The 21,085-nt window shown below is 73.2% G+C and carries 12 protein-coding genes; 7 read left to right on the top strand and 5 right to left on the bottom strand.

Features of this window, described 5'->3' with window-relative positions:
* Nucleotides 1–496: 496 nt before the first annotated feature.
* On the bottom strand, nt 497–1,063 hold the full coding sequence (locus tag QQM72_RS24685) for a MarR family winged helix-turn-helix transcriptional regulator (protein WP_020665696.1): 567 nt from the start codon (nt 1,061–1,063) through the stop codon (nt 497–499).
* A 188-nt stretch (nt 1,064–1,251) separates the two neighbouring features.
* On the opposite strand from QQM72_RS24685, the gene QQM72_RS24680 reads away from it, so the two are divergent.
* On the top strand, nt 1,252–2,511 hold the full coding sequence (locus tag QQM72_RS24680; RefSeq protein ID WP_314223030.1) for an MFS transporter: 1,260 nt from the start codon (nt 1,252–1,254) through the stop codon (nt 2,509–2,511).
* A 115-nt stretch (nt 2,512–2,626) separates the two neighbouring features.
* Here QQM72_RS24680 and QQM72_RS24675 read toward each other — a convergent pair whose 3' ends face one another.
* Entirely contained in the window at nt 2,627–4,279 is a 1,653-nt protein-coding gene (locus tag QQM72_RS24675) for an ATP-binding SpoIIE family protein phosphatase (protein ID WP_314223029.1), read from the bottom strand.
* 260 nt (nt 4,280–4,539) lie between these two features.
* A complete protein-coding gene (locus QQM72_RS24670; protein WP_314223028.1) occupies nt 4,540–5,916 on the bottom strand; it encodes an NAD(P)/FAD-dependent oxidoreductase in 1,377 nt (458 codons plus the stop codon).
* A gap of 384 nt (nt 5,917–6,300) precedes the next feature.
* Here QQM72_RS24670 and QQM72_RS24665 point away from each other — a divergent pair, with 384 nt between their 5' ends.
* Both QQM72_RS24665 and QQM72_RS24660 read left to right on the top strand, forming a co-directional pair.
* Entirely contained in the window at nt 6,301–7,068 is a 768-nt protein-coding gene (locus QQM72_RS24665; protein WP_314223027.1) for a TetR/AcrR family transcriptional regulator, read from the top strand.
* A 311-nt stretch (nt 7,069–7,379) separates the two neighbouring features.
* The gene (locus QQM72_RS24660; RefSeq protein WP_314223026.1) at nt 7,380–9,398 is read left to right on the top strand and encodes a sigma-70 family RNA polymerase sigma factor; all 2,019 of its coding nucleotides are present in this window, start codon (nt 7,380–7,382) and stop codon (nt 9,396–9,398) included.
* On the opposite strand, the gene QQM72_RS24655 is transcribed toward QQM72_RS24660, so the two are convergent.
* Together QQM72_RS24655 and QQM72_RS24650 are read right to left on the bottom strand one after the other, a co-directional pair.
* Nucleotides 9,385–12,849, bottom strand: a complete 3,465-nt coding sequence (locus tag QQM72_RS24655) for an AfsR/SARP family transcriptional regulator (protein WP_314223025.1) — start codon at nt 12,847–12,849, stop codon at nt 9,385–9,387. The two genes, QQM72_RS24660 and QQM72_RS24655, sit on opposite strands and share 14 nt — an antisense overlap.
* A 58-nt stretch (nt 12,850–12,907) precedes the next feature.
* A complete protein-coding gene (locus QQM72_RS24650; RefSeq protein ID WP_314223024.1) occupies nt 12,908–15,028 on the bottom strand; it encodes an asparagine synthase-related protein in 2,121 nt (706 codons plus the stop codon).
* A gap of 706 nt (nt 15,029–15,734) precedes the next feature.
* Between QQM72_RS24650 and QQM72_RS24645 the strand changes: the two genes are divergently transcribed.
* From QQM72_RS24645 to QQM72_RS24630, 4 genes are all read left to right on the top strand, one after another.
* A complete protein-coding gene (locus QQM72_RS24645; RefSeq protein ID WP_028807071.1) occupies nt 15,735–17,159 on the top strand; it encodes a hypothetical protein in 1,425 nt (474 codons plus the stop codon).
* A gap of 89 nt (nt 17,160–17,248) precedes the next feature.
* Nucleotides 17,249–18,466 carry an L-2-hydroxyglutarate oxidase gene (gene lhgO / locus QQM72_RS24640; RefSeq protein WP_314223042.1) on the top strand — a complete coding sequence of 406 codons (1,218 nt, stop codon included), beginning with the start codon at nt 17,249–17,251 and terminating at the stop codon, nt 18,464–18,466.
* A gap of 94 nt (nt 18,467–18,560) precedes the next feature.
* Nucleotides 18,561–19,403, top strand: a complete 843-nt coding sequence (gene trmB / locus QQM72_RS24635; protein WP_399078469.1) for a tRNA (guanosine(46)-N7)-methyltransferase TrmB — start codon at nt 18,561–18,563, stop codon at nt 19,401–19,403.
* Nucleotides 19,404–19,495: 92 nt separating this feature from the next.
* The gene (locus tag QQM72_RS24630; RefSeq protein ID WP_399078466.1) at nt 19,496–21,043 is read left to right on the top strand and encodes a PrsW family glutamic-type intramembrane protease; all 1,548 of its coding nucleotides are present in this window, start codon (nt 19,496–19,498) and stop codon (nt 21,041–21,043) included.
* Nucleotides 21,044–21,085: the final 42 nt, after the last annotated feature.

Below are 21,085 nucleotides of genomic sequence, written 5' to 3'. Positions count from 1 at the left end.
AGTTCTCAAGGAACGGACGCTTCCTTTGTACTCACCCGAGAGACTCTCTCAGGCTTTCCTCCGGGCGCTTCCCTTCGGTCTTGCGTTTCCGACTCTATCAGATCTTTTCTCGACCCGATTTCCTCGGCGCTTTCCAGGTTCTCGCTTTCGCGTTTCCCTTTCCGGCGGTTCCGACTCTATCAGATCCTTTCGGGCCTGATTCCCAGTCAGAGGGGGTTGCCTTCCCGGCTGTTGGGCCGTTCCGACGTCTCAAACCTTAGCGGATCCGCTCGGCAGTTCCTAATCGGGCTGCCGGCCCCAAATCGAATTGAATTCGGGCACGCCGAATTCGACCCCGTGGGGAGATCGTGCTGGTGGTTTGTGGTGCCGCTACTGCGGCGGAGGTGCTGTCGAAGAACCGTTACGGCTCCCCGGCAACCCGAAGAACTTTACGGATCCTGGATGGGGATGTCAACCACCCCTGTCAAGATCTTTTATCCCGACCGGGGTGGGCTGCTCAGTCGAGGTCGCTGAGCCGACCGCCGGCGTCCGGCTGGGCGTGCTCCACCCGGCGCAGGAGCCTGGTCAGGACTTCGCCCAGGACCGTCCGTTCGTCCGCGGAGAGGTCCTGGAGGAGGTCCTCCTCGAAGACCGTCGCCATGCGCATCGCCTCCAGCCACTTCTCACGGCCCTCGGGCGTCAGCTCGACGATCACCCGCACCCGGTTGGACTCGTCCCGCTCACGGGTCACCAGTCCCTCGGCGAGCATGCGGTCGATGCGGTGGGTCATCGCGGCCGGCGTCAGGCCGAGGCGCTTGGCCAGATCACTGGGGCCCAGGCGGTAGGGGGCGCCGGAGAGGACCAGGGCCTTGAGGACCTCCCACTCGGCGTTGCTGATGCCGAGATCCGCGGTCTGGCGGCCATAGGCGACGTTCATCCGGCGGTTCAGGCGGGAGAGCGCCGAGACGATCTTCTCGACCTGGGGGTCGAGGTCCTGGAATTCGCGCTGATAGGCCGCGATCTGCTCTTCGAGGGTCGGCTCGCCGCCGCTGCCGGTGCCGACCGTGCCGGGGGTGTCGCCCATGGGCGCAAGTATCGCACGGGGCTCGTTCGCGTTGAAGTTCTTCGCGGTGTACAGTTTAGCTTCGAACTTTAGCTTCAAAGTCTTCGGCACTAAGTACTGAGGCAGCGGAAGTACTGACGCTGCTCGGGCCCGGTACCGACGACGCCTACTTGAGAGAGGTGAACGTGACCAGGGCGAGGGGCGCAGCGATGCGCCGGATCCACGTGGGCAACGCACTCAGCGCGTTCGGGCTCGGCTTCACCGTCCCCTACCTGTACGTCTATGTGGCGCAGGTGCGGGGACTGGGTGCCGTGACGGCGGGGCTCGTCCTCGCCGTCTTCGCCGTGGCCGCGCTGATCGTGCTGCCGTTCGCCGGTAGGGCGATCGTGCGGCGCGGTCCACTGCCGGTCCTGCTCGCCGCCCTGGTCACCGCCGCGCTGGGCGCACTGAGCCTGGGGCTCGCCGGCAACGCCATCGCCGTACTGACCGCCGCGGCGGCGCTCGGCGCCGGGCAGGCCGTGATGCAGCCGGCGCTGGCCACGATGATCGTGGACTGCTCGACCGCGGAGACCCGGTCGCGGGCGTTCGCGACGCAGTTCTTCCTTCAGAACCTCGGGCTCGGCGTGGGCGGACTGATCGGCGGGCATCTCGTCGACACCACGCGCGTGTCCTCGTTCACCCTGCTGTTCGCCATCGAGGCGGCGATGTTCCTGCTGCTCGCCGTGGTGCTGTCGACCGTGCGGCTGCCGCGCGCTCCGCAGGTCGGGGATGCCCCGCAGGCCGCCGGGGGCAGCTGGAGGCGGTTGCTCGGCAACCGGGCCATGGTGCAGCTGTGTGTGCTGGGCTTCGTGCTGTTCTTCGCCTGTTACGGACAGTTCGAATCGGGGCTGGCCGCGTACGGGGTCGAGGCCGCCGGGATCTCGACGTCCGCGCTCGGGACCGCGCTCGCCGCCAACACCGCCATGATCGTCGTCGCGCAGTTCGCCGTGCTGAAGTTCGTCGAGCGGCAGAAGAGGTCCCGGGTGATCGCGGCCGTGGGGCTGATCTGGGCCGTCGCGTGGGTCGTCGCCGGGTACGCGGGGCTCGGCCACGGCAGTCGGGAGATGGCTACGGCCGCGTTCGTCTCGACGTACGCGCTGTTCGGGCTGGGTGAGGCGATGTTGTCGCCGACGGTCGCGCCGCTGGTGGCCGATCTGGCGCCGACCGGACTGGCGGGACAGTACAACTCGGCGTTCGCCCTGGTGAAGCAGCTCGCGCTGGCTGTCGGGCCGGCGGTGGGCGGGCCGATGGGGGCCTCGCTGCACGCGCCGTACATCGTGACGTTCCTGCTGTTCTCGCTCGGGATCACCTACCTGGCGCTGCGGCTGGGGCGGCAGCTGACCGCCGTCCAGGATCAGCCGTGGCTGGCGCGGAAGCGGGTGGTCGCGCGCGGTGGCGCGGTGGCGGAGCCGGTGGCCGCCGAGGCGTGAGACGAGTGGGGGAGGCGGTCGTCGTCCGAGAGGGCGGCGGCCGCCTTTCGTGTCGGCGGGTGGCCGTGACCCGGGCGCGGCGTGCTGCCTGTCGCACCGCGCGTCACGGCGTTCGTCACTCCGCGGGCCTGGGCAGGACGAACTCGCACCACACGGCCTTTCCGCCGCCCGGGGTGCGGCGGCTGCCCCAGTGGGAGGCGATCGTGGCGACGATGGCGATGCCTCGGCCCGACTCGTCGCCCGGTTCGGCGCGGCGGCGGCGCGGGAGGTGGTCGTCGCCGTCGGTGACCTCGATGATCAGGCGGCGGTCGGTGCGGCGCAGGCGCAGCCGCATGGGCGGGGTGCCGTGCTGGAGCGAGTTGGCGACGAGTTCGCTGGCGGCGAGGACGCCGAGGTCGTGCAGTTCGGGCGGGAAGCGCCAGCTGGTCAGGACACCGGAGGCGAAGGCACGCGCGCGTGGGGCCGCCTCGACGCCGCCGAGGAGTTCCAGGGCCGCGTTGCGGAACAGTTCGCCGTCGGGGCCGGTGCGGGCCGGGTGCTGGAGGACCAGGACGGCGACGTCGTCGTCGTGGTCGGCGGTGACGCCGGCCGAGCGGACCAGGCGGTCGCAGACGACCTGGGGGGTTCCGGTCGCGCCGGACAGGGCGCGCTCCAGGGACGCGATGCCCTCGTCGAGGTCTTCGTCCCGGCGCTCGACCAGGCCGTCCGTGTAGAGGACGGCCGTCGAGCCGGGGCCGAGGGGGATCGAGCCGGAGGCGTGCATCCAGCCGCCGGTGCCCAGGGGCGGGCCGGTGGGTTCGTCGGCGCGCAGGACGGTGCCGCTGTCGTCGCGGACCAGGATGGGCAGATGGCCCGCGGAGGCGTACACCAGTCGGCCCTCGTTGGGGTCGTGGATGGCGTACACGCAGGTGGCGATCTGGTTGGCGTCGATCTCGGCGGCGAGGCCGTCGAGGAGCTGGAGGATCTCGTGCGGGGGCAGGTCGAGGCGGGCGTACGCCCGGACCGCGGTGCGGAGCTGGCCCATGACGGCTGCCGCGCGGACGCCTCGGCCCATGACGTCGCCGATGACGAGGGCGGTGCGGCCGCCGCCGAGGGTGATGACGTCGTACCAGTCGCCGCCGACCGCGGCCTCGGTGCCGCCGGGCTGGTAGGTGGCGGCGATGCGCAGGTCGTCGGGTTCTTCGAGCTCCTGGGGGAGGAGGGAGCGCTGGAGGGTGACGGCGGTCTCGCGCTGGCGGCGTTCGCTGGTTCTGAGTCGTTCGGCGGCTTCGGCGTGGTCGGTGACGTCGGTGGCGAAGATCAGGACGGTGCCCTTGCCGTTGTCCTCGGCGGCCGGGGTGCACGTGAAGGTGTAGGAGCGGCCGTCGGGGGCCTTGCGGGACTTCAGGGTGCGGGGCTTGCCGCTGCGCAGGGCCTGGTCGAGGAGGGGCATGAGGCCCAGGTCGCGGAGTTCGGGGAGTGCCTCGGAGGCCGGTTCGCCGCAGGGGCGTACGCCGAAGGCCGCCGCGTAGGCGTCGTTGACGTAGGCGAGGCGGTGGTCGGGGCCGTGGACGAGGGCGACGAGGGCCGGGACGCGGTCGAGGACCTCACGGACCGGGAGCTCGTCGACGGCGGGCACCGGGGGCGGCTCGTCGGTGAGTCGTTCGGCGCGGGCGGCGGGTACGGAGCCTTCGCTCCGCCGGTCCGTGGTGGTGACCGGGTGCTCGGCTCGCGCGGCGGCGCGGCGCTGCGTTCCGGGGAGCCGGGCGCTCCAGCGCGTGAAGTTCACGAATCCTTGCCTCGTGTAGTCGTCGGCGGCCCGGCTCCGGGCCCGGCCTGGGCTGCGGTGGCCGCGCGGCGGTGGCCGCACATTGTTACAGCACCCGGGGTGTGGAGCACGTGGAACGGCCTCGTGGGTCGGGGGGCGGGTGGTGGCCCGCCGGGAAGGGCTCGGGAGGGACTGGAGCAGGGAGCAGTCTGGCAGTGTGGCCGCCGTCCGGGCCGACATTCGTCAGACGTGGGGGCGGTCGGTGGAGTTCCTGGATCCGGTCAGGACGACCCCTTCGGGTCGCCGGAAGACTCGTCAGAAGGCTTTCCACCGGCAGCGAGTTCGAACTCCGCGCGGGGATGTTCGAGGGATCCCAGGGAAACGATCTCCCGTTTGAAGAGCCCGGAGAGGGTCCATTCGGCGAGCACGCGTGCTTTGCGGTTGAAGGTGGGCACGCGGCTGAGGTGGTACGCGCGGTGCATGAACCAGGCCGGGTAGCCCTTTAGCTTGCGCCCGTAGACGTGGGCGACGCCCTTGTGGAGGCCGAGCGAGGCGACCGCGCCGACGTACCTGTGGGAGTAGGGCAGGGGGGGTTGGCCGCGCAGGGAGCGCACGATGTTGTCGGCGAGGACCTTGGCCTGGCGGACGGCGTGCTGGGCGTTCGGAGCGGTCTCCTTGCCGGGCTCGTCGGCCGTCACGTCGGGGACGGCGGCGGCGTCTCCGGCCGCCCACGCGTGCGTGACGCCGTCGACAGCCAGCTCGGGGGTGCATTTCAGCCGGCCTCGTGCGTTCAGCGGGAGGTCGGTGGCCGCGAGGAGCGGGTGGGGTTTCACGCCGGCGGTCCACACGACCGTACGGGTCGGGAAGCGGGCGCCGTCGCTGAGGACGGCGATCCGGTCGGCGCAGGACTCCAGGCGGGTGTCGAGGCGTACGTCGATGTTGCGGCGGCGCAGTTCGCTGACCGTGTAGCGGCCCAGGTCGGAGCCGACCTCCGGCAGGATCCGGTCGGAGGCCTCGACCAGGATCCACTTCAGGTCCTCGGGCTTGACGTTGTGGTAGTAGCGCGTGGTGTAGCGGGCCATGTCCTCCAGCTCGCCGAGCGCCTCCACGCCCGCGTAGCCGCCGCCGACGAAGACGAAGGTGAGGGCGGCGTCGCGGATCGCGGGGTCGCGCGTGGAGGAGGCGATGTCCATCTGTTCGATGACGTGGTTGCGCAGCCCGATGGCCTCCTCGACGGTCTTGAAGCCGATGGCGTGGTCGGCGAGGCCGGGGATGGGCAGTGTGCGGGAGACGGAACCGGGCGCGAGGACGAGTTCGTCGTACGCCAGCTGCTGGGGTCCGGCGCCCTCTTCGTCGGTGGCGAGGGTGGTGAGGGTGGCGCTGCGCTTGGCGTGGTCGACGGCGGTGACCTCGCCGACCACGACCCGGCAGTGCGGCAGGACGCGGCGCAGGGGCACGACGACGTGCCGGGGGGAGATGGAGCCCGCGGCCGCCTCGGGGAGGAAGGGCTGGTAGGTCATGTACGGGTCGGGTGTGACGACCGTGATCTCGGCCTCGCCCCGGCCGAGTTCCTGTTTCAGCTTCTGCTGGAGCCGCAGGGCCGTGTACATCCCGACGTAGCCGCCGCCGACAACGAGAATGCGCGCACGTTCCTTCACCGTCCCATGACGCACCGGACGCCGGAGTTTGTCCACAGCCCCGACAATTTGTGTGACCGCGAGTCGGGCGTGCGCAGGGTTGGCCGAAACATCGGAGCGCGGGGCAGGAGCGCAGGTCAGCGGCTGTGCGGCGGGGTGCGAGAAGGGGCGCAATCGGGATGCATACGGCCCGTACTCCGATCGGGGGGCGCTCCGTGCGGAACCTGCCCCTTCTGAATTGACTCCCTCTCAACTATGTTCGTGTGTCGACGGGGTGTCAGGGGGAAGTGCTCTGCGGGTCTGCGACGGGTGGGCCTGAGGAGGCCGTCCCCTGTGTTCCACGCCCCCGACTTTCGATGGCGGGGAGAGTCTCCGGGGGGAGACGTCATTACCGGGGGAACATTGATGCACACTCACAATTCGCATTGGTCGTCCGCGTCGGCCCTTTCACCAGGCGGCGCGGTCGGTACGGCGGTGGGCAACGGACGTGGCGAAGGCGCGCGGACGGCACCACTGCGGGTGGACGCACAGCGCAATCTGGAGCATGTACTGCGGGCGGCACGCGAGGTGTTCGGCGAGCTGGGTTACGGCGCGCCGATGGAGGACGTGGCGCGGCGTGCGCGGGTCGGGGTCGGCACGGTGTACCGGCGCTTCCCGAGCAAGGACGTACTGGTGCGGCGGATAGCCGAGGAGGAGACGTCCCGGCTGACCGATCAGGCGCGGGCCGCGCTCGGCCAGGAGGACGAGCCGTGGTCGGCGCTGTCGCGCTTCCTGCGGACGTCCGTGGCGTCCGGCGCCGGCCGGTTGCTGCCGCCGCAGGTGCTGCGGGTCGGCGTCTCGGAGGACGAGGCCGAGGGTGTTCCCGCCGACGAGGCACGGGTGCCGCAGCAGCGGACCCAGTCGGGCGGCGGTGAACTGCGGCTCGTCGCGGGCGACGGCACGACGGCCGCTGTCGACGACGCCGGAGCGGCGGCGCTGCTCGAGGTCGTGGGCCTGCTGGTGGAGCGGGCGCGGGAGGCGGGCGAACTGCGCACCGACGTGTCGGTGTCGGACGTGCTGCTGGTCATCGCGACGGCGGCGCCCTCGCTGCCGGATCCGGCTCAGCAGGCGGCGGCCTCGGCGCGGCTGCTGGACATCCTGCTGGAGGGCCTGCGGTCGCGTCCCTCTTCGTGAGGGGCGAGGCAGGCCGCGTCGGCGGCTTCCGGGGCCGGTGGCTCGAACGGGTGACGGTGGGCGGGGGCGGCGTGTGCCCCTCGCCCTCGTCCACCGCGCCGGATTTACGCGGCATTCCCGACAGGCGGCTCAACTGCGGCCGACGGCAAGGCAGTTGAATCTTCCCCGAACGGGTGAAACCTAGTACTGGATTGCGTCAGGTCCCCACGGACGAGTGGACGGCCCGTCCCACGGGGTCCTGAACAAAAGCCAATATGGCACTCTGACCCGGTGGTCAGGACTGGTTGGGCCGGCGGCGGGGGCTTTCCGCAATGAGTGGTGACGGTGAGGACGACTCGCTCGGTCCATCCGGTGACGGTGACACGGGGGCCGACGGCCTGACCTCACCGCAGGTGCCGAGCCAGGGTGGACGCGCGAGCGGGCACCTGGGCGGCCCGACAGGCGGTCGCCCGGGCGGCGGTCCGGCGGCCCGTCCGCCGCTGCGTCCGCTCGACGACCCGTCCGAGGGCAGCGTCCCGGCCCAGCGCGAACGGCGGCCCGAGGCCGTCCTGCCGCCGCGGGACCTGCCGACGGCCGACACCGACCTGATCGAACGGATGCGCTCCGGCGACGACGCGGCGTACGAGGAGCTGTACCGGCGGCACGCCGACGCCGTGCGCCGCTACGCCCGCACCTGCTGCCGGGACGCGTACACCGCCGACGACCTCACCGCCGAGGTCTTCGCCCGCATGCTCCAGGCGGTGCGCGGCGGCTCAGGACCCGAGTACGCGGTCCGCGCCTATCTCCTCACCTGCGTCCGGCGGGTGGCCGCCGGCTGGACCCGGTCGGCGAAGCGGGAGCAACTCGTCGACGACTTCGCGGTGTTCGCCGCGCAGACCACCCGCTCCTCCGAAGCCGCCGACGACACGGTGTCCGCCGGCTCCTTCGGGGCGGGCCTGGAGCTGGGCGCCGACGTGCGCGCGATGCACGAGGCCGAGCAGTCCATGGCCATGCAGGCCTTCCGCTCGCTGCCCGAGCGCTGGCAGGCCGTGCTGTGGCACACCGAGGTCGAGGACGAGTCGCCGAGCGAGGTCGCCATGCTCTTCGGCCTCGACGCCAACGGCACGCGCGTGCTCGCCAGCCGCGCCCGTGAGGGACTCAAGCAGGCCTACCTCCAGGCCCATGTCAGCGCCACCCTCACCAGCGACGAGAGGTGCGCCGGCTACGCCGACCAGCTCGGCACCTACGCCCGCCGCAGGCTGCGCACCCGGGCCGAACGCGGGCTGCGCAAGCACTTGGAGGAGTGCGCCAAGTGCCGGCTGGCCGCCCTCCAGATCGAGGAGGTCGCCGGCAGCATCCCCGCCGTCGTGCCGGTCGCGGTCATCGGCTGGTTCGGCGCCGCCGGGTACGCCAAGGCGGTGGCGCTCATCGCCGGCGGTGCCGGTGCGGGGGCGGCGGGCGCCGCGGGCGCGGCCGCGGCGAGCGGTTCCTCGAGTGGAGCGGGCGCGGGTGGCGGAGCGATGGCCTCGGAGGGGCTGGGCGCCCCCGTGAAGGCCGGGATCGCGGCCGGTGTGGTCGCGGTCGCGGCCGCCGCGGTGGCCCTCGCGCTCATCGGTCACGGCGGTCCCGCGGAGCAGCCGCAGGCCGGACCCCCGGCGTCCGCGCCGGCGCCGGTCGCGCAGCCCGACGACCCGGCACCCGCCCCGACGCCGACGCCCACGAAGGAACGCGAGCCGGAGCCCCCGGCGATCGTCCCGGCGGCCGCCCCTAGCCCGACCCGCGTCCCCGAGCCGACGCCCACGCCGACGCCGACGCCGGCCGCCACGCCCAGCCCGACACCCACCCCCGTCCCGACTCCGACCCCCACCCCGCCCTCCACGCCCGCACCGACTCCGGCACCCACGCCACCGCCCGCCCCGGCCGTCTATCCGCTGAGCGGGCTGTCCTTCGACGTCGGCGGTGACGGAACCGGACCCGAGATCCGGCTCGGCGGCAGCAGCTGGGTGTGGCAGCGGTACGGGCTGTCCATCGCGGACCGGTGGTACGAGCGCGGGGTGACCGTGCACGGCGACTCCTCCGTCACCGTCGACCTCAACCGGACGTGCACCTCCTACGACGCGCTCGTCGGCGTCGACGACCTGACGACGAAGCTCGGCAAGGTCTCCTTCGCCGTCTACGCCGACGGGCGCCGGGTCTGGACGTCCGGGGTGATCAAGGGCGGCGACCCGGCCGTGCCCGTCCATGTGGATCTCACCGGCCGCAGCACCGTGCGTCTGGTGGTCGAGCCGCACGGCGGCCTCGACTCGGTGGCGCTCGCGGACTGGGCGGACTCCGGTTTCACCTGCTCGTAGGTGCCTGCGCGGTCGCGGCCGACGGTCCGGCCGGATGGTCGCGTACGCCGTCCGTGAGCTCACGCAGGGCGTCGGTCACCGTCAGGGGCGTGCCCAGGGCTCGCTCGGCCGCGTAACGCTCGGCGCCCAGGGCGTCGCGGGCAGCGGCGTCGGCCTGCTCGGCTCGGGCGTACTGCGGGGCGGGACGCGGGTGGGGGCCGAGAAGGGCCTCGGCGGCCGCCAGGAGACGGGTCGCGCGCGGGTGGTCCCCGAGCTGGGTCAGCAGGTGCGCCGCGCTGTCCAGGATCGACGACGTGACCGCCTCGGCGCACTGGTCGGCCACCGCCTGGCGCAGGGTGTCGGCGAGCATCGGCAGGCCGTGCGCCGGGCCGGACTCGGCGGCGGTGAGATCCGCGTCGAGCATGTTCAGCGCCGCCACGAACTGGGGCGGCGGGGTGCCCGTTGCGGCCGCCACGCGGACCTTGTCGCAGAGCACGCGCGCCTGGGCCACCTCTCCCTCGTACAGCGCGATGTGGGAGCGCAGCAGGAGGACGAACGCCCGCACGTCGGGCACGCCGTAGCGGTCGGCGGCGCTGTTCGCCTCGTCCAGCGCGGTCAGGGCGCCCTCGACGTCGCCCGAGCGGTAGGCGATCTCCGCGAGCCTGGCCATGAGGAACGGCGACTCGGCGTACGCCCCGACCTCGTAGGCGAGCCGAAGCGCCTCGCGGTACTCCCGCTCCGCCTCCACGAAACGGCCGCGCGCCATCTCCGCCTCGCCGGCCGCGCCGCACACCTGGGCCCGCATCCAGCGGTCGCCGACGCGCAGGCTGAGCACGCGCAGCTCCGCCAGGTCCTCGTCCACGCCGTGCAGTCCGCCGGGTGAGTCGACGACCATGTGGGTGCGGAACATCAGGGCGCAGCCGAGCTCCCAGTCGCCGCCGTGGAGGCGGCAGTTGGCGACCGCCCGGTCGAGGATCCCCCGGACGTCGACCATGTCCCGCATCTGGAAGGCCGTCAGCGGCCAGAGCAGGCCGGGCATCCGCGCCGATCGGGGGCCGCCCGGCTCGTAGTCGGCGCGCAGGCGGAGCAGGTACTCCTGGTAGCGCGGGTCCGCCACGAGGTCCTTCGGCTCGGACTCCGACACCAGGAACACGTTCAGCATGCGCAGGTTCATCCGCTGCGCGTGCCGGGGGTGGGCCTCCTCCGTGACGGCGGGTGTCGCGAGCAGGGCGTCGACGGGGTCCAGGTCGGCCATGCGGGCGGTGAGGTCGGCGGGGACCGTGAGCGGCCCTTCGGGCGCGGTCTCCCGGAGGGTGTCCAGGACGGCGCCGAGGCGCAGGGTCCGGTCGCTCCACTCGGCGCCCTCGTGCCGGTAGTTGCGCAGCCACCAGAACCAGCCCGTTGCGAGGCAGAGGGCAATGGCCCCGTCCTCGTCGCCCGAGGTGAGCGCGCGCTGGAGGGCCACGCGGATGTTGTCCAGTTCGGTCTCCAGGCGGGAGATCCAGAGGAGTTGGCCGGCGGAGCGCAGCAGCGGGTCGGCCCGCTCGACGAGCGCGCGCACCCACGCGCGGTGGCGCCGTCGGGCCTCCGCGCGGCACCGGGGGAGCTCGGCGGCGCGTTCGGTGGCGTACTCGTGGATCGTCTCCAGCATGCGGTAGCGCATGCCGCCTCCGTCGCCCCGCCCGCACGGCGCGGCGACGACCAGGGACTTGTCGACGAGTGCGCCGACCAGGTCCGCGACCGGGCCGGTGCACACGGCTTCCGCCGCCTCCAGGTCCCAGCCGCCCGCGAACACGGACAGCTCGCGCAGCAGTGTGCGCTCCGGTTCGTCGAGCAGGTCCCACGACCAGTCGACGACGGCACGCAGGGTCTGCTGGCGGGGCAGGACCGTGCGGCTGCCGGAGGTGAGGAGGCGGAACCGGTCGTCGAGGCGGTCGGCGATCTGCCGCGGCGTGAGCAGCCGGAGCCGGGCGGCGGCCAGTTCGATGGCGAGCGGCAGTCCGTCCAGTCGCCGGCAGATCTCCGCGATCGCCTCCTCGTCCCGCAGGGCGGCTGCCGCGTCGGGGCGGACGGCGGTCGCGCGCTCGGTGAAGAGGCGGTGCGCCTGGTCGGGGAGGAGGGGCTCGACCGGGCGGACCGACTCGCCGGGGATGCCCAGGGGTTCACGGCTGGTGGCGAGGATCGTGAGCCCGGGGCAGCGGGTGAGGAGGGTCTCGGCGAGGGCGGCGGCCGCGCCGATGACGTGCTCGCAGTTGTCAAGGATCAGGAGTTGGCTGCGCGGGGCGCAGTACTCGACGAGCAGGGCGACCGGGTCGTCCTGCGGGGACGCCAGCTCGGTGGTCATCAGGACGGTCTCGCGCAGACCGAGGGCACTGACCACCGCGCCCGGCACCGCCTCCGGCCGGTCGAGCGGCGCCAGCTCGGCCAGCCACGCCTGCGGGAGGCCTGCGGCGGCTTCCTCGGCGAGGCGGGTCTTCCCGGAGCCGCCCGGTCCGGTGAGCGTGACGAGACGGGCCCTGTGCACTTCGGAACGGATGGCGTCGAGTTCGGGTTCCCGGCCCACGAAGGAGGTAAGTCGCGGACGGATGTTGCCGGTGCGCTCGGGGAGTCGGAACGGTGCACGGGGGGTACGCGGCGCAGTCGGCCCGGGGCTGTGGGCGGACGGGGCGCCGTGGGCCGGTGCGGTGCCCTGGGCCGGTGCGGTGCCCTGGGCCGGTGCGGTGCCGTGGGCCGGTGCGGTGCCGTGGTCAGGTTCCGGGCGGTTGAGGAGTTCGGTGTGCAGGGCGCGCAGGTGCGGGCCGGGGTCGGTGCCGAGGCCGTCGGCGAGGGTGCGGCGGGCGGTCTCGTACGCGGCGAGGGCATCGGCTTGGCGGCCGGTGTCGCGCAGGGCGCGGATGAGGAGGGCGTGCAGCGGCTCGTCGTACGGGTGTGCCGCGGCCAGTTCGGTCAGGCGCGGTACGGCTTCGCGGGCGCGGCCGAGGAGGAGGTCCGCCTCGGCACGCGCGCGGGTGGCCTCCATCCGGAGTGCCTCGGGGCGGGTGGCCGCGGTGCGGTCGGGGAGGTCGGCGAGGGCGGGGCCGCGCCACAGGGCGAGGGCGTCGTCCAGGGTGCGGGCGGCCGTGGGGGCGTCACCTCGGCCCAGCGCTTCATTGCCCTGGCGTACGAGGCGTTCGAAGACGAAGAGGTCGACGTCGTCCTCGGTCGCGGCGAGGCGGTAGCCGCCCGGGGCGGAGGTGACGCTGTCCTTGCCGACGGCACGGCGGAGACGGCCGATCAGGGCCTGGAGGGCGGCCGGGGCGTCCTGGGGCGGGGTGTCGCCCCACACCTCGTCGATGAGGGTCTCCGGGGCGGTGAGCCGGCCGGGTCGCAGGGCCAGGGCCGTGAGGAGGGCGCGGAGCCTGGCACCGGGAACGGGTACGGCGTCGCCCTGGTCGTCCGCTGTCTGGGTGACGCCCAGAATTCTGTACCGCACCCGTTCATTGTCACCGGCGGTGAGGCGTGCGGCACGGGGTTTGTGGGCGGTGCGCCTGTCACCCTCCGGAGGAGACCGCCCGTCGCTGGGGCGCGATGCCCGCCGGTACGGCACGCGCGCGTGCCGGTGTGCCGGTCCAGCAGGTGCCCCTGCGGGACAGCAGGCGGCGGAGCCAGAGTTCCAGGGAGACCAGGTCGGCCAGGCCGTCCAGGGGGAGGGGTTCGCCCGCCGCGGCGGCCCTGAGGGCCTTGCGGACCACTCTCGCCTCGATCAGGCCCGCCTCCGCGAGGAGCGGCGCCTCGAAGAGGGTGAGGAGGGGGTCGATGGCCATGCGCAGGCCCGCCCGGGCCGCCGCGGTGGCGGACTCCTGGGAGGGGGCGCCCCAGCCGGGCGGGAGGTCGGTGACGCCGGCGTCCTTCAGGACGGTGCGCAGGATCGCGGCACGCGCCCCCGGTTGCACGCGCAGGGTCTCGGGGAGCGCGCGGCACGCCCGGACGACCTGGTTGTCGAGGAACGGCGCGTGCAGTCGCTGGGAGCGGATCTCTGCGGCCTGTTCCAGGACGCGCAGGTCCATGGCGTGCCGGGCGAGGGCCGCACGGGCCCGGTAGTCGCCCGGACGCTGGCCGGGTCCCACGCCGGTGCGGTGCGCGGCCCCCTGGAGGCGAACCGATACTTCAGCCAGCGCCTCCCCCGTCAGCCAGCGCGCGGCAGGGCCCGCTCCACCCCAGGTGAGGGCCGCCAGGGAGGCCCCTACGGCGCCTGAGGGGTCGTCGGAGCCGAAGCTGCGGTGCATGAGGCGTTCGGCCAGGCCCTCGACGCCCGCGCGGTACGACGTACGGGCCAGCCGGCGGGCCGCGCCGTACACGCGCGCGGGGACGAGCACCGAGCCGTCGGCCTTCGTCAGCGCCGCCACCGGGCGCACCAGATGACGGCGTTTGCGGTCCATCAACAGGTCCGCGAGGCGGGCCGGGTGGGCGTCCAGCACCTGGCGGGCGCCGTAGCCCGTGAAGTGGTCCGCGCTGCCCGCCGCGAGGCGCGCCCGGTGGCGGGCGGCCGTGACCAGGCTCGGGCCGGGTTCGTCGGTCAGCGGGCCGTCCAGGTCGGCGTACGGCAGGGCCTCCTCGCCGCCGGCCACCACGACGTGGTGCAGGCGCGGGTTGGCCGCGAGGGTGCCGGCCCGTTCCAGCTCGGCCTCGCGTCCGCCGACGGCCAGGTCGTTGAAGGTGACGGCCAGCAGCCGCTCCCCCGCGCCCGTGCCGTGTCCCAGCAGCGTGCCCGGCATGCCGGGCAGACCCGCCGCGAGGAGCGCCAGCGTGCCGGAGGCCGGACCGCCGGAGAGGTCGGCGCCGATGCCCGGAACGGGCATCCCGCGCGCGGCACGCCGTTCCGCGGGCCCCATGCCGGGTACGGGGCCGGGGTCGATGTCGGGGACGTGCCGGGGCGCGGCCAGACGCGCGCGTACCGCCTCGATGAGCGCGTCGCGTACGGCGCCGACCGCGCTCTCCGGGTCGGCGAGGGGTGCCGCCACGGCGAGCGAGGCGACCTGCTCGTACCCGGCGACCTCACGGGCCCCGGCGCGAAGGATCAGCGCGTGCCCCGGCGGAATGCGGTGCACGCCGTCGTACGGGGTGGAGTCGTGCAGGGCGGCCGGTACGTCGGGGGCGGCGAGGAGCGCCGCCAGGTGACCGAAGTCGAGGTTGGCCTCGATGAGGTCGGCCAGCGGCAGCGCGGCCGTCGCGTACGCCGTGCCACCGGCCCAGGGAGTGTGGAACACCGGGCGCGCGCCCGCCAGATCGCCGCAGACGGTGATGCGCCGGCCTACCTGGACGATCGCCGTGTAGCTGCCCGGCCAGGCCGTCAGATGCCGAAGTGCCCCCCCGCGCGCGGCGAACAGTCCGACGCGCAGCTGTTCGTCGGTCGCGCCGCAGGTGCCGAGGACCGCGACCCGGGTCCGGGCGTCGGCCTTCACCACCCGCACCTCGTCGGGGCGCCAGTCGCCGACGGCCCACAGCGGATCGGGGTCGCCCCACAGGAGTTGGGAGCCGACCGGGTGCAGGGTCTCGCCGTCGTGGCCGACCCGCCCTCCGTACGCCGCATCGTCGTCGTCACGGCCGCCGTGAGCAACGGATCCGCCCAGCGCGCCCGCGGCGGTGCTGCTCCATCCCACCAACCACCGCATGGACGCCTCCACAGGCTGTGGACAACCGAGTGCACCGTACGAACGGTTCACCATGCTGCCACGAAGAACGCGCTGCAGAAGGAGGCGGCGCCGCTCACGATCCGGGGACTGCGCCCGCGTCAACTCGTCGGCGGCTCTGGGGGAGTCGCTGCGCACCCCGGCGTCCGCGACGTGAATGCGCCCCCGGTACGCTCCCCCAAGACGCCCTGCGCGCCCTCGATTTCCGTGGTGGGAGGCGTTGTCACCCACAGAACAGAGGGTCGATTTTCGGCCAAATCCCCGTTGCGCGCCGCGCGTCGAGAACGTCCCGCGCAGGCTTCGCACACGCTCCGTACACACACGCGTGCCCGGCAAGGCCCGCGCCGGTCCGGGAGACGGACGCCGTCTCCCGGACCGTTCCGCCGCCCGCGGGGATGAAGGCGGCGGTGTCCCCCAGCCCACTGGATCCAGTACAGCGGGCCGACCCACGCACGACCCATGGAACCGCTCCCGTGATGGCCAAAGAAGAGCGCACGGCCGGGCGCACGGCCACACAGCGGGAGCACGCCGCGACGGTCCGTGCCGGCCCCCCGGGATTCGTACGGACCACAATCCCGCCAACCGGAAGAATGCCCCTTAACGCTTGGGATGCGGCGAACTACGCTGGGTTTACGAATGCCGCATGGTTATGCCAGCGCGGCAGCCGTCTGTGTCGAGGGGTGGCGCAATGTCCAGGGAGCAACGCGGGCCGAACGAAAAACTCGGCGCCGTTCTCGCCCTCGCGGGAATCAGCAACGCAGGACTCGCGCGACGCGTCAACGATCTTGGCGCTCAACGCGGGTTGACTCTTCGCTACGACAAGACGTCCGTGGCGCGCTGGGTGTCGAAGGGCATGGTGCCGCAGGGCGCCGCGCCCCACCTCATCGCGGCCGCCATCGGTCAGAAGCTCGGCCGTCCGGTGCCGCTCCACGAGATCGGCCTGGCGGACGCGGATCCCGCGCCCGAAGTGGGCCTCGCCTTCCCCAGGGACGTCAACCAGGCCGTGCGCTCCGCCACGGAGCTCTACCGCCTCGACCTCGCCGGCCGCCGGGCCGGTTCCGGGGGCATCTGGCAGTCGCTGGCCGGATCGTTCGCAGTAAGCGCGTACGCGACGCCCGCCTCACGGTGGCTGATAACCCCGGCCGACAGTTCGGTGGCGCGCGACGCACACCTCGTGGAGGAGTCCGGCGCACCGCTCAAAGTCGGCCACAGCGATGTGCAGAAGCTGCGGGAGGCCGCCGAGGACGCCAGACGCTGGGACTCCAAGTACGGAGGCGGCGACTGGCGTTCGTCCATGGTGCCGGAGTGCCTGCGGGTGGAGGCGGCTCCGCTGCTGCTCGGCTCGTACTCCGACGAGGTCGGCCGGGCCCTGTTCGGGGCGAGCGCCGAACTGACCCGGCTCGCGGGGTGGATGGCCTTCGACACCGGTCAGCAGGAGGCCGCGCAGCGCTACTACATCCAGGCGCTGCGGCTCGCCCGCGCGGCGGCCGACGTACCCCTCGGGGGATATGTGCTGGCCTCCATGTCCCTCCAGGCCACCTACCGCGGCTTCGGCGACGAGGGCGTCGATCTCGCGCAGGCGGCCCTGGAGCGCAACCGGGGGCTGGCCACGGCCCGCACGATGAGCTTCTTCCGGCTCGTCGAGGCACGCGCGCACGCGCGCGCCGGGGACGCGCATGCCGCCGGCGCGGCGCTCAAGGCCGCCGAGGGCTGGCTGGAGCGGTCCCGGGACGGCGACCACGACCCGTCCTGGCTGGGCTTCTACTCCTACGACCGGTTCGCCGCCGACGCCGCCGAGTGCTACCGCGATCTCAAGGCGCCGCGTCAGGTGCGGAGGTTCACCGAGCAGGCGCTGTCGCAGCCGACGGAGGAGTTCGTCCGGTCGCACGGGCTGCGGCTCGTCGTCTCGGCGGTCGCCGAACTGGAGTCGGGGAACCTGGACGCCGCCTGCGCGCAGGGGGTGCGGGCCGTCGAGGTGGCCGGGCGCATCTCCTCCGCCCGCACCACCGAGTACGTCAAGGATCTTCTGCACCGGCTGGAGCCCTACGGCGACGAGCCCCGGGTGGTGGAACTGCGCGAGCGGGCCCGGCCGCTGCTGATGACTCCGGCGTAGGCCGGCGCGGGGCGGCGCGGGACCCGCATGACGCCCGACCCGGGTTTGAAGGCACTGTCAGTGGCGCAGTGCACTATCGAAGCCGGGAGGTGGTGTGCGTGTCGAAGATCGCTTACGACTGTGATGTGCTCGTGGTCGGCGGGGGCATCGTCGGGCTGTCCACGGCGTACGCGATCACGCGTGCCGCGCCGGGTACGCGGGTGACGGTGCTGGAGAAGGAACCCGGGGTCGCCCGGCACCAGACGGGGCGCAACAGCGGGGTCGTCCACAGCGGGATCTACTACCGGCCGGGGTCGCTGAAGGCGCGGTACGCGGTACGCGGCGCGGCCGAGCTGACGAAGTTCTGCGCGGAGTACGGCATCGCGCACTCCGTCACCGGCAAACTGATCGTCGCGACGGACCGGGCCGAGCTGCCCCGGCTGCACGCGCTGGTCCAGCGTGGCCGGGAGAACGGCATTCCGGTCCGGGAACTGGGCGCCGCCCAGATCGCGGAGTACGAGCCCGAGGTCCGGGGACTCGCCGCCATACGCGTGCGGACGACCGGCATCTGCGACTACACGGCCGTCGCACGGCAGCTGGGCCGGGCCTCCGGGGCGGAGATCCGGTACGGCGCGCGGGCCGTGCGGATCGACCGGCGGCCGGAGCGCGGGGTGGCGGTGCTCACCGCGCGCGGGGACGTCGTACGGGGGCGGGTGCTGGTGAACTGCGCCGGGCTGTACTGCGACGAGGTCGCCCGGCTGACGGGGGACGAGCCCGAGGTGCGGATCGTGCCGTTCCGGGGCGAGTACTACGAGCTGGCGCGGCCGGAGCTGGTGCGCGGGCTGGTGTACCCGGTACCCGATCCGGCGTTCCCGTTCCTCGGCGTCCATCTGACCAGGGGGATCGACGGGGGTGTGCACGTCGGCCCCAATGCCGTGCCGGCGCTGGCCCGGGAGGGGTACGGCTGGGGCGTCGTACGGCCCCGCGAGGCGATGGCGACGGCGGCCTGGCCCGGGGTGTGGCGGATGGGCCGGCAGCACTGGCGGTACGGGGTCGGGGAGCTGCGGCGTTCGGTGTCGAAGGGTGCGTTCGTGGACGCGGTGCGCCGGCTGCTGCCGGCCGTGGAGGAGGGGGACCTGGTGCGGGCGGCGGCCGGGGTGCGGGCGCAGGCGGTGCTGCGGGACGGCGCTCTGGTGGACGACTTCCTGATACGGGAGGGGCCACGGACGGTCCACGTGCTGAACGCGCCCTCGCCGGCGGCCACCGCCGCCCTGCCGATCGGGCGGGAGGTGGCCCGCCGGGCCCTGGGAGCGCTGACCGACGCGTGAGCGGCGGGGTGCCGTGCTCACGGAGGCGGCGGTCCGGTGCCGGGCTCCCGGCCGCCGCGGGCACCGCGGGCCGACCCGTAAAATCGACACCACTGTGTCTGATTCCGTGAGCACCCCCGAAGCCCCCCAGCCCTTTCCCGGTGGCGAGCACCACCCGGGCGAGTCCGTTCGGCACACCCGGGCCAAGGGGGAACCCAGGTTCCCCGACGGGCCCAAGGCCGATCCCGCCGGGTCTCACTTCGAGCGGCGGATCCGGAGTTTCCAGCCCCGGCGCAGCCGGGTGACGGCCGGGCAGGCGGACGCGTTGCAGCGGCTGTGGGCCAAGTGGGGGCTCGACATCGACGGGCACGCCGTCGACCTCGCCCAGTTGTTCGGGGACGACCGTCCCGTCGTGCTGGAGATCGGCTTCGGCATGGGTGAGGCGACCGCGCAGATGGCGGCCGCCGACCCGGACGCCGGCATCCTCGCGGTGGACGTGCACACGCCCGGCCAGGGAAATCTGCTCAACCTCGCGGACCGCACCGGGCTGACCAACGTCCGGGTGGCCAACGGTGACGCGATCATCCTGCTGCGCGAGATGCTGCCGGCGGACTCGCTCGACGGGCTGCGCGTCTACTTCCCCGACCCCTGGCCGAAGAAGCGCCACCACAAGCGGCGCCTGATCCAGCCCGAGTTCCTCGACCTGGCCGCGACCCGGCTGAAACCGGGCGCGACCGTGCACTGCGCCACGGACTGGGAGCCGTACGCCGAGCAGATGCTCGAGGTGCTGACCGCGCACCCCGACTTCGAGAACACCCAGGCCGACGGCGGGTTCGCGCCGCGGCCCGAGTTCCGGCCGCTGACCCGTTTCGAGGGGCAGGGGCTGGACAAGGGTCACGTCGTGAACGATCTGCTCTTCCGTCGCGTACAGCATCGCGTCCGGCCCGGGGATCGCTGACCGCCCAGGGGGCCGATCAACGAGACCGACCAAGGGATCACCGACCGACCTCCCCCTCCACCACAGTCCTCTCCCTCGTTAGGGTCGATGCCGTGGCCATCAGTCCTCCGTTTCCGCCCCGTCCGCCGCACCCCGGCGGCGCACCCGAGGACGCTGTGCTCCGGCACGCTCACTGGTGGCAACACAGGTGGGCGCGGTACGGGGCGCTGATCACCCTGCTCACGCTGTCCGGACTGGTGATCCTCGCGCTGGTGCGCGAACAGACCGGTACGGAAGGGTTCCTGGTCGGGCTCGGGCTCGCCGTGCTGCCCGTGCCGCTGCTGGTCGCCGCCTTCCGGTGGCTGGACCGGGTCGAGCCGGGACCCTGGCGGAACCTGGTCTTCGCCTTCGCCTGGGGCGCATGCGCGGCAGCACTGATAGCCATCATCGCCAACAGCTTCGCGACCAGATGGATAGCCACCGCGACCGCCGACCCGTCCAGCGCGGACACCCTCGGGGCGACCGTCATAGCGCCGATCGTCGAGGAGTCCGCGAAAGCGGCCGCCGTCCTGCTGGTGTTCCTCTTCCGCAGGCGGGACTTCACCGGGATCGTCGACGGCGTGGTCATAGCCGGGGTCACCGCCACCGGCTTCGCCTTCACCGAGAACATCCTCTACCTAGGCACCGCCTTCGGCACCGACCAGCTCACGGGCGACACCGGCATCGCCTCGGTCACCGCCGCGACCTTCTTCGTCCGCGTCATCATGTCGCCGTTCGCGCACCCCCTGTTCACCGTCCTGACCGGCATCGGCTTCGGCGTCGCCGCGCTCTCCGGGGACCGCCAGCACCTGCGGCGCGTGCTGGTCCCGCTGGGCGGGCTGCTCCTCGCGATGGGCATGCACGCCCTGTGGAACGGCTCCTCGTCGTTCGGCGAGTTCGGGTTCTTCGCGGTGTACGCGGCGATCATGGTGCCCGCGTTCGGGCTGCTGACCTGGCTGGTGGTGTGGACGCGGCAACGCGAGCTGCGCACCGTGCGCGAGGAACTGCCCGCCTACGCGGCCGCCGGCTGGCTCACCCCGGCCGAGCCGTTCGCGCTCGGCTCGATGCGGGCCCGGCGACTGGCCCGGGAGTACGCCGGCCGTCACCTCGGCAAACCGGCCGCGCGGGAGGTCGCGCGGTACGAGGCGTACGCGACGTCCCTCGCGTTCCTGCGGCACCGCGGCCGACGGGGGCGGGCCGGCGCGGACTTCCTCGTACGGGAGCGGGAGTTGCTCAACGAACTGTGGCGGCGGACGGACGTCGCCCGGCCCGCGCTGGACCACGCGGCCCGGATGACGGCCCCGCCGGTACGGGTGGCCCCGCCGCCCTGGCCGGTCCAAGGGGTGTACGGGTACGGCCAGGGTCCGGCCCACGGCCAGGGTCACAGCGCCGGATTCGGCCATCCGACCGCGCCTGTGTACGGCAGTCCGACGGCGCCGACGTACGGGAACGGGTACGGGTACGGGTACGGGTACGGGAACGGGTACGGGAACGGGTACGGGAACGGGTACGGGTACGGGTACGGGTACCCCTCGGCACACGTCCACGGACCCGGACACATCCCCGGACCCGGACCCGGGTATCCGGCGGGACCGTATCCCGCTCCCCACTCGCACCGGTAGGCCGGGCCGAGGCCCGGCGCAGGCAGGGTCGAGGCCCGGCGC

Source organism: Streptomyces zaehneri, from assembly GCF_032248645.1.
Taxonomy (GTDB): Bacteria; Actinomycetota; Actinomycetes; order Streptomycetales; family Streptomycetaceae; genus Streptomyces; species Streptomyces coriariae.
This window is presented reverse-complemented; position numbering and strand designations above follow the sequence as displayed.

Bases quoted from the DNA above. Each gene is read 5' to 3' on its own strand.
- QQM72_RS24650 (WP_314223024.1), bottom strand. From the start codon at position 15,028: ATGCGGTGGTTGGTGGGATGGAGCAGCACCGCCGCGGGCGCGCTGGGC.
- QQM72_RS24660 (WP_314223026.1), top strand. From the start codon at position 7,380: ATGAGTGGTGACGGTGAGGACGACTCGCTCGGTCCATCCGGTGACGGT.
- QQM72_RS24645 (WP_028807071.1), top strand. From the start codon at position 15,735: ATGTCCAGGGAGCAACGCGGGCCGAACGAAAAACTCGGCGCCGTTCTC.
- QQM72_RS24685 (WP_020665696.1), bottom strand. From the start codon at position 1,063: ATGGGCGACACCCCCGGCACGGTCGGCACCGGCAGCGGCGGCGAGCCG.
- QQM72_RS24665 (WP_314223027.1), top strand. From the start codon at position 6,301: ATGCACACTCACAATTCGCATTGGTCGTCCGCGTCGGCCCTTTCACCA.
- QQM72_RS24680 (WP_314223030.1), top strand. From the start codon at position 1,252: ATGCGCCGGATCCACGTGGGCAACGCACTCAGCGCGTTCGGGCTCGGC.